This window comes from Nocardioides sp. CPCC 205120 (genome assembly GCF_048654585.1).
Lineage (GTDB): Bacteria > Actinomycetota > Actinomycetes > Propionibacteriales > Nocardioidaceae > Nocardioides.
Genome location: NZ_JBMCYY010000001.1, coordinates 1379791 through 1394290, shown reverse-complemented (window position 1 = coordinate 1394290; position 14500 = coordinate 1379791). Strand labels below are relative to the sequence as shown.

Sequence of the window (14500 nt, the reverse complement as noted above, 5' to 3'; positions counted from 1 at the left end):
GCTGCCATTCTTCGACCAGGAGCACTCGTGACCGACGCCCCTCCTCCCACGCCCCCCGCCCCCCACTTCGACCTGGCCGGTCGCGTCGCGCTGGTGACCGGCGGGAGCCGCGGCCTCGGACGCGCGATGGCGATCGGCCTCGCCCAGGCGGGAGCCGACGTGGTCGTCGCCAGCCGCAACGGTGACGCGTGCGTCGAGTTCGCGGCCGAGCTCGCCGAGACCACGGGGCGGCGCACGCTCGGCCTGGGCGCGCACGTGGGCCGTTGGGACGCGCTCGACGGCCTGGTCGACGAGGTGTACGCCGCGTTCGGCCGCGTCGACGTGCTCGTCAACAACGCCGGGATGAGTCCGGTCTACGACAAGGTCACCGATGTGTCGGAGGAGCTGTTCGACAAGGTCCTGGGCGTCAACCTCAAGGGTCCGTTCCGCCTGACCGCCCTCGTCGGCACGCGGATGGCCGAGGGCGAGGGCGGCTCGATCATCAACATCTCGAGCGCGGGGGCGGTCCACCCCAAGCCGCACATCCTCCCGTACGCCGCCGCGAAGGCAGGGCTCAACGCCCTCACCGTGGGCTTCGCGCACACCTTCGGGCCCTCGGTCCGCGTGAACGCGATCATGGCCGGCACCTTCCTGACCGACATCAGCAAGGCGTGGGACGCCGAGGCGTTCGCCCGGCGCGCCCAGGGCTTCGCCGCCCGTCGCGGCGGGGAGCCCGAGGAGATCGTCGGTGCCGCGCTCTACCTGGCGAGCGACCTCTCGTCGTACACGACCGGGTCGATCCTCACCGTCGACGGCGGACAGCCGTGAGCCGGTGACGGACGCGGTGCACGACCACGACGCCCCCGTCCCGGCGCACGACCCGCCCGCGGACGACCCCGCCGCGCGTGGGCGTGCAGCCCTGGCGGCGCTCGCCCCGGAGACGGTGCGCGCGCTGGCGGAGGTGGAGCGGGTGGTGGCCAGGACCGTCGACGCTGCCACGCTCGCGCTGGTGCGCCAGCGCGTCCACGACATGCTCGGACTGCCCGTCACGCCTCAGCACGAAGGGGCGCTTCCCATCGGGAAGAGCGAGGCGCTCGACGCGTGGGAGTCCTCCGACGCGTTCACCGAGCGCGAGCGGGCGCTCCTGGCCTTCGTCGACCAGTTCGTCTTCGCGGTCTCGGACATGGCCGACGCCGAGGTCGAGGCGCTGCTCGCCCACACGGGTCCGCTGCACCTGCACGAGCTGGCCAACGTCGTGTGGGCGGTCGACCTCACCGCCCGTGCGGACCACGTCGCAGCGGCGGTGCTCGCGTGAGCGGCGCCCCGCGGATCCCGCTCCCCAGCGACCCGCGCGTGCCGAAGTACGGCACCCCCGTCGACCACGCCGTCGCCGCCTTCGCGGGCACCGCCATGCGCCAGCGGGCGCTCGACCCGGTCCTCACCGAGCTCGTCCGCCTGCGCTGCGCCCGGGTCCACGACTGCCGGCTGTGCCGCTCGGTGCGCGACGTCGCCGCCGCGGACGAGCTGGACGAGGCGACCGCGGCGAAGGTCGACCACCACGCGGCGAGCGACCTGCCGCCCCGGGCCAAGGCCGCCCTGATGCTCGCCGACGCAGTCATCCTCGACCCGGCCTCGGCGGGCCCGGAGCTGCGGGCAGCGGTGCGACGCCATCTCAGCGAGGCCGAGATCGCCGAGGTGCTGCTCGACGTCGTCAAGTGGAGCCAGCAGAAGGCGTCGGTGGCCCTGCGCATCGAGGTGCCACCGCGCGAGGGCCTCAGCGAGCTGCGGTTCGACGAGGCCGGCGACGCCGCGGTCGGCGGCGCCCTCACGTAGCCCGGCTGCGCCCACGCCGTCGGGGCGTCGGCCCGGGTTCCCCGTGCCGACGCCCCGACGCCCTGCTCGTCCTCCGCGACTACGCCGGCATCTCGACGGTCCCGCCGAGCGCGCGGACGAGCTCGACGGGGTCGAAGTACTCCGCCAGTCGGGTGATCTCCCCGTCGCGGACGGATACCCGCGTGATGTACGTGTTCGCGTACGGCGCGCCGGTGGCCTTCATCGACGAGCTCGAGACGTACTCCGCGACGTACTCCCCCGGCTGGTCGAGGGCCCAGATGCGGTAGTCGGCGAAGTTCATCTCCGCCACCATCTGCGGCAGCGCCCGGTAGTAGGCGTCGATGCCCTCGCGACCCTCGATGGCGCGAGGCACGCCGTCGGGCGCGTACGGGAGGTCGACCCGACCGTCCTGGGCGAACAGGGGCGCGATCGCCTCGACGTCGAGCGCGCCGACCGCATCGAGGTACGCCACGATCAGCCGCTTGCCCTCGTCCTCGCTCATGCCTCGAACTCCCCCATCTCGGGCGGCGTGAGCGGCGAGATCACGCGCGAGCTGATCTTCCACCCCTCGCCGGTGCGCCGGTACGCGTCCTCGTTGAGCGCCGCGGCCTTGAACGGCGCACCACTGGCCAGGTGCCCCTCGGAGAAGACGTAGTTCGTGCCGACCGCCGTCCCGTCCCCCGTCACCTCCACCCGGTGGTTGGTGATGACGTGGAACTGGTCGCGCACCTGGGAGGCGTCCTTCTCGAAGAAGCCACGGATCTCGTCAGCACCCTCGTACCGGGCGAGCCCGACCGCGGTCGCGTCCCAGACGGCATCCTCGGTGAATGCGCTCAGCGCGAGCGCCGGGTCGAAGCGATCGAGGCCGAGGGCGTAGGTGTGCGTCGCGTGGACGATGGCGACCCAGTCGGCCGTCGCCGCCTCTCGGGGCTCAGTCGTCATACACGATCACCCCACGGATGTTCTTGCCGTCGCGCATGTCCTGCACGGCCTCGTTGATCTGCTCGAGCTTGTAGGTCTTGGTGATCAGCTCGTCGAGCTTGAACTCGCCGCGCTTGTAGAGGTCGGCGATCAGCGGGATGTCGCGCCGCGCGATGGTGGTGCCGTAGAGGCTGCCCTGCATCCGCTTGCCCGACATGGCGAAGGTGAAGAGGTCGAAGGGCACGTCGCGCTGCATCACGGGCGCGGCCGCGGTGACGACCAAGGTGCCCCCGCGCCGCGTCATCTCCTGCGCCGGGTTGAGGATCTCCCCGCGGAGCACGTCGACGGTGATGATGACGACGTCGGCCCCCTGACCGTTCGTCAGCTGGGCGACGACCTCGGCGGCCTCCTCGTAGTCGGCGCACGCGTGCGTGGCGCCGAACACCTTGGCCTGATCGCGCTTGTAGCCGTTGGGGTCGATCGTGACGATGTTCTTCGCCCGACGGTGGCGGGCCCCCTGCACGGCGTTCATGCCGACCCCGCCGGTGCCGACGACGACCACCGTGTCCTCCATGGTGATGTCGGCCGCGTACATGGCCGACCCCCAGCCGGTCGGCACGCCGCACCCGATGAGCGCCGCCTTGTCGAGCGGCAGGTCCTTCGGGACCTTCACGCACGAGTCGATGCTCACCACGACGTACGGCGAGAACGTGCCCAGGTAGGAGAACGGGCCGACGCCCTGGCCGCGAGCGTGCACGCGGTGGGTGCCGTCGGGCGCGTACCCGCCGAGCACGCCCGCGCCCATCTCGCACATGTTCGAGCGTCCCAGGGTGCACATGCGGCACTTGCCGCACGAGGGCAGGAACGACAGCACCACGTGGTCCCCCAGCTCGAAGCCACTGCCCTCGACGTCCGGGCCGACCTCCTGGATGACGCCGGCGCCCTCGTGACCGCCGATGATCGGACCCCAGTCGAGCGGGATGTCCCCCGTGTCGACGTGGTCGTCGCTGTGACAGATGCCGGATGCCGCGAGCTTGATGAGCACCTCGCGGCTCTTCGGCGGGTCGATCTCGATGTCCTCGACGCTCCAACCCGATCGCGTGCCGGGTTCCCAGATGAGCGCTCCGATGGTCTTCATGCCGATCCTCTCCAGACAGACGTGGGACGACCACGGCGGGAAATGACTCCCTGGTAATGATATGCAGGGTTTGTGTGGTCCAGGCCACAGTAAGAACTGGTGGCACTCGGTGTCAACGGGTACGACGGAGCTCCCGCCAACCCGTTCCTCCGCACCCGTTCCTCCCGCCCGCACGCGCCGAGGGCGGCGGCCCCACCGCGCCTTCGCACGGGGAGCCACCGCCCTCGGGGGTGTCGTGGGTCGCCGGTTCAGGCGTACTGGATCAGCTTCGTCTCCAGGTAGGGAGCGATGCCCTCGACGTTGCCCTCGCGACCGAGACCGGACTGCTTGAAGCCGCCGAAGGGCTGGGTGACGCACATCCCCCACGAGTTGACCGAGATCTGGCCCGTGCGCACCCGACGGGCGACGGAGCGCGCGAGCTCCTCGTCCCGGGCGTAGACCGCGCCCGAGAGGCCGTACGGCGAGTCGTTGGCGATCTCGACCGCCTCGTCGACGGAGTCGAACGGGATGACGACGACCACCGGCCCGAAGATCTCCTCCTGCGCGATCCGCATCCGGTTGTCGACGTCGGCGAAGATCGTCGGCTCGACGTACCAGCCCTTGTCGAGCCCCTGCGGGCGGCCGCCGCCGGTGACGAGGCGGGCGCCCTCCTCCTTGCCGATGCGGATGTACTCCTCGACGCGCTCGCGCTGACGCTCGGCCGCCAGCGGCCCGAGCACCGTGTCGTCCTCGGACGGGTCGCCGACCTTGATGCCCTCGAACATCGGCACCATCGCGTCGAGCAGCTCCTGCTGGCGCTCCCGTGGCACCAGGATGCGCGTGATGGCGGCGCAGACCTGGCCCGAGCTGATGATCCCCGCGAACCCGAGGCTCGGCAGGAAGTCCTCCACCGGGATGTCGTCGGCGACGATGCCGGCCGACTTGCCGCCCAGCTCGAGCGTCACCCGCGCGATGCGCTCGCCGCAGATGCTCATGATCCGCTTGCCCGCGGCGGTGCTGCCGGTGAAGGCGACCTTGTCGACGTCGGGATGGGACACGAGGTGCTCACCGGTCTCACGCCCCGCGGGCAGCACCGAGATGACGCCCTCGGGCAGCCCGGCCGCCTCGAGCGCCTCGGCCAGCATGAGCGTGCTCATCGGGCCCTCGGGGGCCGGCTTGAGCACCACCGTGCACCCGGCGGCCAGCGCGGGCGCGATCTTGAGCGAGGCGGTGGCGACCGGCCCGTTCCACGGGATGATCGTGGCGACCACACCCACGGGCTCGCGCACGACGACTCCATGGCCACCGTCCTCCCACGTGCGCTCCTCCTCGAAGAGGACGCGCTCGTGGAGGGTCGACGCGTCGTCCCACATCTTCTTGGCGTTGTCGTGGAACGCCCGACTGACCGCGAGCGGCGCACCGATCTCGGCACTGAACGACGCGACCATCTCGTCGTACCGCTTCTCGACCTCCTCACCCACGCGCACGAGCACCGCGGCGCGCTCGGCGGGGCTCATCCGGGGCCAGGGCCCCTGGTCGAACGCCTTGCGCGCCGCGGCGACTGCGCGGTCGACGTCGGCCGGTTGCGCCTCGGGCACCGACCCGAGACTCTCCTCGGTGCTCGGCGACGGGATGTCGATGCGGACATCGCTGCTGGGCTCGACCCAGGTGCCGCCGATGAACAGCTTGCTCTTCCAGACCTTCTCGCTCGTCTCGCTCATGGTCCCTGTCACTTCCTCGTGTGGTGGGGCGCTGCGGGTGTCTGCTGTCGGTACGTCGGGGGCCGGCCGCGGCTGTGGGACCGGGCTCAGCCCTGCCGGGCCACGCCGTCGGTCACGAGTCGCTCGACCTCGGTGGCGCCGAGGCCGAGCACGTCGCCGAGCACCTCGCCGGTGTGCTCGCCGATGCGGGGCACCCCGTCGTACACCGGCCCGTCGTAGGACGCGAGGTGCAGCACCGGGCCGGGGGTGAGCACGCGACCGAGGGCCGAGGAGCCGGTGAGCTCCACGAGCGTGCGGTCGAGGAAGTGCGGGTCCTCGACGATGTCGCTGGCGTCGTTGACCTGCGAGCAGACGACCTCGAACTTGTCGAGCACCTCGAGGATGTCGGCCCGCGGGCGGGCGCCGACCCAGGCCTTGACGATCTCCTGGAGCTCGTCGTTGTTGGCCATGCGCACCTCGTTGGTGGCGTAGCGCGGGTCGTCGATCAGCTCCGGCCGGTCCATGGCCGCGAACAGGCGCTTGGCGATGCCCTGGTTCGACGCAGCGATCGACAGCCACTTGCCGTCGGCCGCCTCGTAGACCCCCCGCGGCGACGCCGAGCCGGTGCCGTTGCCCACCCGGCCCTGGACGAAGCCGGTGCCGGTGTAGTTGATGATCATGTCGCCGATGATGAACATCAGCGGCTCGTAGAGCGCGATGTCGACGTGGTCGCCCTGACCGGTCCGCTCGCGGCGGTAGAGGGACATCGACGTGCCCATCGCGGCGGCGATGCCGGCGATGGAGTCCGCGAAGCCGAACGGCGGGGAGGTCGGCGGGGTCTCCGGCCAGCCGTTGATGTAGGCGAACCCGCTGCCCGTCTCCGCCACGGTGCCGAACCCCGGCTTCTCCCGGTAGGGCCCCGTCTGGCCGAACCCGCTGACGCTCGTCAGCACCAGGCCGGGGTTCTCCGCGGCGAGCACGTCGTACCCGATGCCCCACTCGGCCATCCGGCCCGGGCGGAACGACTCGATGACCACGTCGAAGCGCCCGGCGAGCCGGCGCACCAGGTCCCTGCCCTCGGTCGAGCGCATGTCGAGCGCTATCGAGCGCTTGCCCGCGTTGATGCGCGCGAAGCCCATCGACTGGCCGTCCTTCATGGGGGTCCACTGGCGGGCGTAGTCACCCGACGTCGGGTCCTCCACCTTCACGACCTCGGCGCCGAAGTCGCGGAGCATGCGCCCGCACGTCGGCGCGGCGTACATGGAGCCCAGCTCCAGCACCCGCACCCCGGCGAGCGGTCCCGGCGTGCCGCTCACGTCAGACCCTCCACTGGATGTGCTTGACCTCGAGGTACTCCTTCATGCCCCACTCACCGAGCTCGCGGCCGACACCCGAGCGGCCGTAGCCGCCGAAGGGGGCGTCGGGACGCATGGCGCCGCCGCCGTTGATCCAGACCGTGCCGGCCCGCACCTGCTCCGCGATGCGGCGGGCCTCGGTCGGGTCGTCGCACCACACGTTGGCCGCGAGACCGTACGCCGTGTCGTTGGCGAGGCGGATGGCCTCCTCGGTGTCCTTGAAGGGCACGATCACCGCGACCGGGCCGAAGATCTCCTCCTGCACGGCGCGGGCCGAGTGGGGCAGGCCGCCGAGGAGCACCGGGTTCACGAACCAGCCCTTCTCGGGCAGCGGCTTCGTGACCTCGAGCAGCTTCTTCCCGCCCTCCGCGACCGAGCCGTCGATGAAGCCCTGCACCCGGGCCTGGTGGTCGGGCCGGATCATCGGGCCGATGTTGGTCGCCCGGTCCCACGGGTCGCCGACGACCATCTGGTCGAAGGCGGCCGCGCCGGCCTCGAGGAACTCGTCGTACTGCTTCTCGTGCACGAGCAGCCGCGCCAGCGCGGCGCAGCCCTGACCACCGTTGCGGGCCCAGCGCAGGTGCATCTCGACGGCGATCTTCTTCACGTCGACGTCGTCGGTGACGATGCTGGGCGACTTCCCGCCCAGCTCCAGCGTCACGCCCGCCAGGTTCTCGGCCGCCTGCGCCATGATCTTCGACCCGACGCCGTCCGACCCCGTGAACGAGACGCGGTCGACGCCACGGTGCGAGGAGAGCTGCACGCCGACCTCGGTGCCACCGACGACGACGTTCATGACACCGGCGGGCAGGCCCGCCTCCTGGATGAGCTCGCCGAGGAACAGGGTCGTCAGCGGGGTGCGTGGGGAGGGGAAGAGCACCACGGTGCAGCCAGCCGCGAGGGCCGCGCCGAACTTGAAGATGGCGAGGTTGAGCGGGTAGTTGTAGCCGGTGATCGCGGCGACGACGCCCACCGGCTGGTGGACCACGTCGCTCTGCGTGGGATGGGGCTTGTCGTAGCCCCCCAGGTGCACCGTGCGGTCGACCTTCGCGGCCTCCGCGGCCCAGCGCAGGTGCTCGTCGACGGCCATCTTGACCTGGAGGTACTCGGCCAGGGCGACCGGCGTGCCCACCTCGTTGACGATGGAGGGCAGGAGGCGGTCGGCCGCCTTCTCGAGCACGTCGGCGAAGCGGTGGATGTGGCGGGAGCGCTCCTCGCCCGACAGCGCGGCCCACGCCGGGAAGGCGTCGCGTGCGGCGGCGACGGCCGCGTCGACCTGGTCGGCGCTGGCCCCGCCGACGGTGGCGATGACCTCCTCGGTCGCCGGGTTGAACACGTCCCAGCGCTCGCCGCGGGGCTCGACCATCTCCCCGCCGATGAGCAGGGTGCGGGTGTCCGGCACCCAGTCCTGGGCGAGGCCGGTCTGGTCTGCGGTGGTGGTCATCGGGTGGCTCCCTCGTTCGGCTCGGCCGGGCGCTTGGCCATGAGGCCCACCCGGGTCATCTCGACGACGACCTCGTCGCGCTGGTTGAGCCCGAGGTGCTCGAACCACACGATCCCGGAGTCGTCGCGGGTCTTGGACTCGCGCTTGTCGACGATGGTCGTCTCCGCGCGCAGGGTGTCCCCGTGGAAGACGGGGTGGGGGAACTTGATCTTGTCGTAGCCCAGGTTCCCCAGGGTCGTGCCCATCGTCAGCTCGGGCACGTGGAAGGCCCCGATGAGCGCGACGGTGAAGAGCGAGTTGAGGACCCGCTGGCCGTGGATGGTGGTCTTGCAGTACTCCTCGTCGAGGTGGAGCGGCGCCATGTTCATCGTCAGCGACGTGAACATGACGTTGTCCATCTCCGTGATCGTGCGGCGCAGGGCGTGCACGTAGTGCGCCCCGACCTCGAACTCCTCGAACCACAGTCCTCGCATGGTCATGCCTGCTCTCCTGCCTGCCGGAAACCGGCCGCGCGGTCGAGCCACTCGACCGCCTTGTCGTAGTGGGCCTTGTCGATGTGCAGGCCGCGGTAGCGCAACGCGCCGGTGCCCTCCGCGGCCGCCGCCTCGTAGGCCTCGACCATCCCCTCGTAGAAGGCGACGTCCTCGGCCGAGGGGGTGAAGACGTCGTTGACGGTCTCCACGTGCTTCGGGTGGATCGCGATCATGCCGCGGAAGCCGAGCCGGCGACCCCGCAGCGCGAACTCGCGCAGGCCGTCGAGGTTCTCGAGGTCCTCCCACAGCCCGGTGAGGGCGTGGATGCCGGCCTCGCGGCAGGCGAGCAGCACCCGGCTGCGCAGGTAGAGGGTCTCGAGACCCTCGGGCGTCCACTCGTAGCCGACGGCGCGGGCGATGTCCGCGTGCTCGGCGCTCGGTCCGATCATCGCGCCGATCCGCGGGGAGGCCAGCGCCACCTCGCGGCAGTTCTGGATCGCCTGCACGGTCTCGACCGGGACGATGTACTCCAGCCCCGTCACGCCGTTGCGCGCCTCGAAGTGGTCGAGCAGCGTGTCGTAGCGCAGCACGTCCGTGGCCTGCTCGATCTTGGGCGCGAACACCCCGTCCAGACCGGGTACGACGACCGCCTCCAGGTCGGCGCCCGTCAGCCGGGTCGCCAGCGGGTTGACGCGCACCAGGAGGCCGACGTCGGGGTGCGTCGCCCGGATCCGGCCGATGGTCTCCGCCACGGTGGCCCGTGCGGCGACCTTCTGCTCGGCGGGGACGGAGTCCTCGAGGTCGAGCACGACGCAGTCGGCGCCGGAGGCGACCGCCTTCTCCGCCCACGCCGGACGGTGCCCGGGGACGAACAGGATGGAGCGGTAGGGCTTCACGGCCGTCCCTCTCAGTAGCTGCGGGGCAGGCCGAGCACGTGCTCGGCGACGTAGTTGAGCACCATCTCCTGGCTGATCGGCGCGATCCGCATGAGGCGCGCCTCCCGGAAGTAGCGCTCGACGTGGTACTCCTTGCTGTAGCCCATGCCGCCGTGCACCTGCAGCGCGACGTCGGCGGCGTAGAAGCCCGCCTCCGCGCACAGCCACTTCGCGTAGTTGGCCTCGGCCCCGCACGGCAGCTTCTGGTCCACCATCCAGGTGGCCTTCTGCAGCACCGCGTCGGCGGCCTCGAGACGGATCTTGGCCTCGGCGAGCTGGAACGACAGACCCTGGTTCTGCCCGATCGGGCGGCCGAAGACGACCCGCTCCTTGGCGTAGCGGGTGCCGCGACGCAAGGCGGCCTCGCCGATGCCCAGCATCGCGTTGGCAGCGACGACGCGCTCTGCGTTGAGCCCGGTGAGGATCACCTTGAACCCCTTGCCGACCTCGCCCACCACGTCCTCGTCGGCCACGAAGAGCTCGTCGATGAACAGCTCGTTGCTGTCGACGGAGTTGCGCCCCATCTTGGGGATCTTGCGGATCGTGATCCGCGAGCGGTCCATCTCCGCGAAGAAGACGGTGAGACCGTCGGTCTTCTTCGCGCACTCCTCCTTGGGGGTGGTGCGCGCGAGCAGGATCATCCGCTCCGCCTGGTGGGCGTTGGAGATCCACACCTTCTTCCCCGAGATGGACCAGCCGCCCTCCACCTTCCGCGCGAAGGTAGAGATGGCCGTGGTGTCGGTGCCCGCGTCGGGCTCGGTGACCGCGAAGGAGATCTGCATCTCGCCCGTCGCCACCCGCGGCAGGTACTTCCGCTTCAGCTCCTCGCTGGCGTGGTGCACGATCGGCTCGAAGCCGAAGATGCCGATGTGGACGGCCGAGCAACCACCCATGCCGGCGCCCGACGCGGCGATCTCGCGCTCGACGATCGAGGCCTCCATCACCCCGAGCCCGCCCCCGCCGTACTCCTCGGGGATGGTGAGGCCGAGCCAGCCGCCGTCGACGACCGCGTTGTAGAAGTCCCACGGGAACTCGTGCTTGTCGTCCCGCTCCGCCCAGTACTCGTCGGGGAAGCGCTCGCAGAGCGTGCGCATCCCCTTGCGGATGTCCTCGTGGACGGGGTCGGTGGTGTAGTCCATGGAAGCGTCCCTCCCGCTCAGCCGGCGGTGCTGTCGTAGGTGTCGGGCGTGATGCCGTCCTGGCGGAGCGCCGCCTTGCGGACCTTCTCCGACGGGGTCTTGGGCAGCGTCTCCACCACGCGCACGTAGCGCGGGATGGCGAAGGCGGGGATGCGGCCCCGGCACCACTCGAGGACCTCGGCGGCCTCGACAGGCTCGGAGGCGACGACCACGGCGAGCACCTCGTCCTCGCCGGCCTCCTGGTCGGCAGGGACGCCGATGACGGCGCACTCGACCACCGCGGGGTGGCCCAGCACGGCCTGCTCGACCTCGTAGGAGCTGATGTTCTCGCCGCGGCGCCGGAGGGCGTCCTTGTAGCGGTCGATGAAGTAGAACCAGCCGTCCTCGTCCTTGCGCAGCGCGTCACCGGTGTGGAACCACAGGTTGCGCCACGCCTCGAGGGTCTTCTCGGGCATGTTGTAGTAGCCGTTGCTGCACGTCCACGGCTGCACCGGGCGCACGACCAGCTCGCCCACCTCCCCCACCGCGACCTCGCGGTCCGTCTCGGGGTCGACGAGGCGGATGTCGAACCACTCCTTGTTCTGCAGCCCCGCGGCACCTGCGGGCCGCTCCACGCCGTACGGCGACATGATCGGCGCGCAGGTCTCGGTGAGCCCGAACGCGTCGACGAACGCCTCGATGCCGTAGCGCTCCTTGAACGCGTCGGCGATCGTGGTGGCGGTCGGCGCCGCGTAGACGCAGCGCAGCCGGTTGTCGCGGTCGTCCCCGCGCGGCGGCTGCTTCCACGCGAAGTCCATCATCACGCCGACGAAGTTCGTCACCGTGACACCGGAGTCGCGCACGTGGTCGATCCAGCGGCTGGCGCTGAACTTCGACCGCACCACGGCGCGACCACCCGCCACGATGACCGGGTAGACGGCCATGAACGTCGCGTTGCCGTGGAAGAGCGGGGTCGTCGTCAGGTAGGCGTCCTCCGCCGTGAGGCGCGTCAGGCTGACGACGATCTGCGCGAAGAAGTAGAGCTGGCTGTGCGGCATCGCGACGCCCTTGGAGGGGCCCGTGGTGCCGGAGGTGTAGAAGATCGCGCCGAGGTCCTGGGCACGCGCCCGCGGCAGCACGGTCTTCTCCGCAGCCTCCAGCTCCTCCCACGCGGCGGCCTGCCACCCGTTCTCGCGCAGCAGGTCGAGCGCCTTGTCGCGGATGCCCGCACCGGTGTCGATCACCCAGAACTTCTCGATCCCGCGGGCGTGCTCGGCGACGCCGACCCAACGCTCGACCAGCTGGTCGTCGACCACGGCGAACCGGGCCTGGGCGACCTCGAGCTGGTGCCGGAGGAACTCGCCCTCGTAGTTGGTGTTGATCGGCACCTCGACGAGGGCACCGAGCGCGGTGCCCCACCAGGTGCGGACGAAGCGGGAGGAGTTCGCCGCCATGAGCACGACGCGGTCACCCTGCTGCGCCCCGGCGGCGTGGAAGCCGCTGGCCACCCGTTCGCAGGCGTCGACCGCCTCCGCGTAGGTCCAGGTCGCCCCTTCCTCGGGGACGTCCAGGCACACGGCGTCGGGGCGCTCGGCCGCGTGGTGGCGCAGGACGTGGTCGAGGGTCCAGGTCTCGGGGTCGGAGAAGGCCGGGACGAGACCCTCGTAGTACTGCATCGCCATCGCGCGCGTCGCCTCAGTCCTGGCCGGGGACGGCGAACGCCGCCTCGTCGATCGTGGTCCGGGCCTCGAGCGCGTGCATCGCCGGCACGATGTCCTTGCCCAGCCGGTTGATGGCCGCGATCGTCTCGTCGCCGTCCATCGTGGGCCACTGCGGGCGCAGGAGCAGCGGGTCGACCGGCAGCTTCTCGACGTAGTCGGTCAGCTGCGCCACGACGTCGTCGGGGGTGCCGATGACCGCGTGGCCGGAGACGGCCTTCGCGAACTCGTTCTCGAGGTCCTTGTCCTTCATGACGTCGAGGCCCTTGTTGGCGTACGTCAGGTAGCGCCCCTGGGCCACGCGGGCGAACTCCACGATCGCCTCCTCGCGGCTGTCCGCCACCAGGCAGTTGCGGCGGAGCGGCTGCGGGGCGAACTCCTTGCCGCGGGCGGCGAAGCCGTCGCGCACGATCGCGTGCCGCTCGGCGATCTCGTGCATCGGCGTCTCGGGCGGGCAGGCGTAGGCGTCGCCGTACTTCGCGCAGCGCTCGACACCGGGGATGGCGTGGGCGCCGATCCAGATCGGCGGGTGCGGGTCCTGCACAGGGAAGAGGTGCGGGTGGACGTCCTCGAGGTCGAAGTACTTCCCGTGGTGGGTCACCGACTCCTCGGTCCACAGCCGCTTCATCAGCTGCAGCGACTCGTCGAAGCGGCCGGCGCGCTGCTTGTAGGGGATGCCGAGGTAGTCGAACTCCTCCGGCCGGTAGCCCAGCCCCGCGCCGAACACGAGCCGACCCTCGGTGACGACGTCGAGCGTCGCGATCTCCTCGGCCAGCATCACCGGGTGGTACAGCGGCGCGATCATGATCTGCGTGACGAGCTTGACGTGGGGGTCCACCTCCGCGGCCAGGCGGGCCAGGAGCGGCACCGGCTGGAGCCAGCGCAGCTCGCCGTACAGGAAGTGCTGGCCGATCGCGATGTAGGTGAAGCCGTTCTCCTGCGCCGCCTCGACGATGCGGAGCACGTCCTTGAACTGCTGGGCGGGCGTCACCGACTTGGGCACGTCGCTGAGCAGCAGACCGACCTGGACCATGGGTGCTTCCTCTTTCTGGAGCGGTGGAGGGGATCAGGAAGGGGCGGTGGCGGGGAGCCCGCCGCCGGCCCAGCCGCCGTCGACCGGCAGCACGACGCCCGAGATGTAGCTCGCACGGGCGGAGACGAGGAACGCGACGGCCTCGCCGATCTCGGAGGGCTGCCCGACGCGGGCGAGCGGGACGCGCTCGAGGTAGCCCGCCGTCGAGGCGCGGCCGCTCGCCAGCATCGCCTGCTGCATCTCCGTCTCGATGGTCCCCGGGGCGACCGCGTTGACGCGGACCCCGTCGGCGCCCCACTCCTGGGCCAGCGAGCGGACGAGACCGTCGACCCCGGCCTTCGAGGCGCAGTACGACGCGCGGGCCGCGAAGCCCTGGGAGGCGCAGATGGAGCTCAGCATGACCATGCTGCCGCCGGCGACCAGGTGGGGGCGGGCGGCCTGCGCCCCGACGAAGACTCCGCGCAGGTTGACCCCGAGGACGCGGTCCCAGTCGGCGAGGTCGTAGCCGAGGGTGTCGCCCGGCGCCGTCACACCGGCGTTGAAGACCGCCGCCCCGAGCCCGCCACCCAGGTCGGCGGCGAGCCGGCAGGCCCGGTCGAGGACGTCGGCCTCGCACACGTCACCGACGACCGACCCGTGCCCCTCGCCGAGCTCGACCTGCAGCTCGTCGACCGACGCGGACAGATCGACACCGACGACGTTCCAGCCGCGGCTCGCGAGGACGCGGGCGATGCCCCGGCCCAGTCCACGGGCGGCGCCGGTGACCACGACGCCGGACCCGGAGGACGGCTGCTCGGGGACGTCGGGGGCGCTCCAAGCACTCGGCTCGACCAGCGTCGTCATTCGCGCACCTCCGCCATCCCCGGGGCCCGTG

At 71.2% G+C, this 14500-nt stretch carries 15 protein-coding genes; 3 read left to right on the top strand and 12 right to left on the bottom strand.

The genetic code is table 11. The features are described 5' to 3' along the window. Positions 1–27 precede the first annotated feature (27 nt). The 3 genes from ACOACO_RS06520 to ACOACO_RS06510 are packed head-to-tail and all read left to right on the top strand — an operon-like array spanning position 28 to position 1812. Positions 28–807: an SDR family NAD(P)-dependent oxidoreductase gene (locus ACOACO_RS06520; RefSeq protein WP_420295431.1), complete on the top strand. Its 780-nt coding sequence runs from the start codon at positions 28–30 to the stop codon at positions 805–807. A gap of 4 nt (positions 808–811) precedes the next feature. Continuing rightward, positions 812–1294, top strand: a complete 483-nt coding sequence (locus ACOACO_RS06515; protein ID WP_420295430.1) for a hypothetical protein — start codon at positions 812–814, stop codon at positions 1292–1294. Further along, on the top strand, positions 1291–1812 hold the full coding sequence (locus ACOACO_RS06510) for a carboxymuconolactone decarboxylase family protein (RefSeq protein ID WP_420295429.1): 522 nt from the start codon (positions 1291–1293) through the stop codon (positions 1810–1812). Before ACOACO_RS06515 ends, ACOACO_RS06510 begins: the two co-directional genes overlap by 4 nt. A 79-nt stretch (positions 1813–1891) precedes the next feature. Here ACOACO_RS06510 and ACOACO_RS06505 read toward each other — a convergent pair whose 3' ends face one another. The 12 genes from ACOACO_RS06505 to ACOACO_RS06450 all read right to left on the bottom strand — a co-directional run bounded on the left by ACOACO_RS06505 (position 1892) and on the right by ACOACO_RS06450 (position 14469). After that, positions 1892–2314, bottom strand: coding sequence for a nuclear transport factor 2 family protein (locus ACOACO_RS06505; RefSeq protein WP_420295428.1), 423 nt, complete (start codon positions 2312–2314; stop codon positions 1892–1894). Beyond that, on the bottom strand, positions 2311–2754 hold the full coding sequence (locus ACOACO_RS06500; protein WP_420295427.1) for a nuclear transport factor 2 family protein: 444 nt from the start codon (positions 2752–2754) through the stop codon (positions 2311–2313). Before ACOACO_RS06500 ends, ACOACO_RS06505 begins: the two co-directional genes overlap by 4 nt. Further along, complete coding sequence (locus ACOACO_RS06495; protein WP_420295426.1) at positions 2744–3871, bottom strand: NDMA-dependent alcohol dehydrogenase; 1128 nt, start codon at positions 3869–3871, stop codon at positions 2744–2746. Before ACOACO_RS06495 ends, ACOACO_RS06500 begins: the two co-directional genes overlap by 11 nt. A 248-nt stretch (positions 3872–4119) precedes the next feature. Then, on the bottom strand, positions 4120–5571 hold the full coding sequence (locus ACOACO_RS06490) for an aldehyde dehydrogenase (RefSeq protein WP_420295425.1): 1452 nt from the start codon (positions 5569–5571) through the stop codon (positions 4120–4122). 86 nt (positions 5572–5657) lie between these two features. Continuing rightward, a complete protein-coding gene (locus ACOACO_RS06485) occupies positions 5658–6866 on the bottom strand; it encodes a CaiB/BaiF CoA transferase family protein (protein WP_420295424.1) in 1209 nt (402 codons plus the stop codon). Between the two features lies 1 nt (position 6867). Then, positions 6868–8349 (bottom strand): aldehyde dehydrogenase family protein, encoded by a 1482-nt coding sequence (locus ACOACO_RS06480; RefSeq protein ID WP_420295423.1) that lies wholly within the window; start codon positions 8347–8349, stop codon positions 6868–6870. Next, positions 8346–8828, bottom strand: a complete 483-nt coding sequence (locus tag ACOACO_RS06475) for a MaoC family dehydratase (protein ID WP_420295422.1) — start codon at positions 8826–8828, stop codon at positions 8346–8348. Before ACOACO_RS06475 ends, ACOACO_RS06480 begins: the two co-directional genes overlap by 4 nt. Beyond that, positions 8825–9718: an HpcH/HpaI aldolase/citrate lyase family protein gene (locus ACOACO_RS06470; protein ID WP_420295421.1), complete on the bottom strand. Its 894-nt coding sequence runs from the start codon at positions 9716–9718 to the stop codon at positions 8825–8827. Before ACOACO_RS06470 ends, ACOACO_RS06475 begins: the two co-directional genes overlap by 4 nt. 11 nt (positions 9719–9729) lie before the next feature. Next, positions 9730–10896 carry an acyl-CoA dehydrogenase family protein gene (locus ACOACO_RS06465; protein WP_420295420.1) on the bottom strand — a complete coding sequence of 389 codons (1167 nt, stop codon included), beginning with the start codon at positions 10894–10896 and terminating at the stop codon, positions 9730–9732. 17 nt (positions 10897–10913) lie between these two features. Next, positions 10914–12557: an AMP-binding protein gene (locus ACOACO_RS06460; RefSeq protein ID WP_420295419.1), complete on the bottom strand. Its 1644-nt coding sequence runs from the start codon at positions 12555–12557 to the stop codon at positions 10914–10916. Between the two features lie 13 nt (positions 12558–12570). Then, positions 12571–13626, bottom strand: coding sequence for an LLM class flavin-dependent oxidoreductase (locus ACOACO_RS06455; RefSeq protein ID WP_420295418.1), 1056 nt, complete (start codon positions 13624–13626; stop codon positions 12571–12573). A 33-nt stretch (positions 13627–13659) separates the two neighbouring features. After that, the gene (locus ACOACO_RS06450) at positions 13660–14469 is read right to left on the bottom strand and encodes an SDR family NAD(P)-dependent oxidoreductase (RefSeq protein WP_420295417.1); all 810 of its coding nucleotides are present in this window, start codon (positions 14467–14469) and stop codon (positions 13660–13662) included. Positions 14470–14500 lie beyond the last annotated feature (31 nt).

Excerpts from the sequence above, each read along its gene's own strand:
- ACOACO_RS06505 (WP_420295428.1), bottom strand. The coding sequence starts at position 2,314 with ATGAGCGAGGACGAGGGCAAGCGGCTGATCGTGGCGTACCTCGATGCG.
- ACOACO_RS06500 (WP_420295427.1), bottom strand. The coding sequence starts at position 2,754 with ATGACGACTGAGCCCCGAGAGGCGGCGACGGCCGACTGGGTCGCCATC.
- ACOACO_RS06495 (WP_420295426.1), bottom strand. The coding sequence starts at position 3,871 with ATGAAGACCATCGGAGCGCTCATCTGGGAACCCGGCACGCGATCGGGT.
- ACOACO_RS06490 (WP_420295425.1), bottom strand. The coding sequence starts at position 5,571 with ATGAGCGAGACGAGCGAGAAGGTCTGGAAGAGCAAGCTGTTCATCGGC.
- ACOACO_RS06480 (WP_420295423.1), bottom strand. The coding sequence starts at position 8,349 with ATGACCACCACCGCAGACCAGACCGGCCTCGCCCAGGACTGGGTGCCG.
- ACOACO_RS06475 (WP_420295422.1), bottom strand. The coding sequence starts at position 8,828 with ATGACCATGCGAGGACTGTGGTTCGAGGAGTTCGAGGTCGGGGCGCAC.
- ACOACO_RS06465 (WP_420295420.1), bottom strand. The coding sequence starts at position 10,896 with ATGGACTACACCACCGACCCCGTCCACGAGGACATCCGCAAGGGGATG.
- ACOACO_RS06460 (WP_420295419.1), bottom strand. The coding sequence starts at position 12,557 with ATGGCGATGCAGTACTACGAGGGTCTCGTCCCGGCCTTCTCCGACCCC.
- ACOACO_RS06455 (WP_420295418.1), bottom strand. The coding sequence starts at position 13,626 with ATGGTCCAGGTCGGTCTGCTGCTCAGCGACGTGCCCAAGTCGGTGACG.
- ACOACO_RS06450 (WP_420295417.1), bottom strand. The coding sequence starts at position 14,469 with ATGACGACGCTGGTCGAGCCGAGTGCTTGGAGCGCCCCCGACGTCCCC.